At 61.2% G+C, this 454-nt stretch carries 1 protein-coding gene; it reads left to right on the top strand.

From position 1 onward, the window contains the following. Positions 1–454, top strand: a 454-nt coding sequence (locus AACY52_RS31135; protein WP_339561513.1) for a serine hydrolase domain-containing protein, incomplete at both ends; no start/stop codon positions are given.

Below are 454 nucleotides of genomic sequence, written 5' to 3'. Positions count from 1 at the left end.
GCTCGGCGTCGCGTCACTGTCGCGTGCGGAAGGCACTTATGAAATTCCGGCCGGGGCGCGTTTCAACCCGGACAAGCTGGCGAAGATCGGCGATTTCTTCAGGAACGAGGTCGCGACCGGCAAGATCGCCGGCGCCACCGTGCTGATCAAGCAGCATGGCAAACCGGTCTACCATGAAGCCTTCGGCGTGCAGGACGTCGCCAGCAAGGCTCCGATCACGGACAAGACCATCTTCCGCCTGTTCTCGATGAGCAAGGCGATCACCTCGGTCGTCGCGGTACAGATGATCGAGGACGGCAAGATCAAGCTCGACGATCCCCTGTCCAAATACATTCCCTCGTTCGCCAATGTGAAGGTCGGCGTCGAGAAGAAGGGCGATGACGGCACCAAATCGCTCGATCTCGTTCCGCCCGTCCGGCCGATCACGGTGCTCGACCTGATGCGGCACACCTCC

This window comes from Pseudomonas sp. EA_65y_Pfl1_P113 (assembly GCF_963970525.1).
Lineage (GTDB): Bacteria > Pseudomonadota > Gammaproteobacteria > Pseudomonadales > Pseudomonadaceae > Aquipseudomonas > Aquipseudomonas tritici.
The sequence above is the reverse complement of the archived record's forward strand: the minus strand, read 5'-3'. Positions and strand labels throughout refer to the sequence as shown.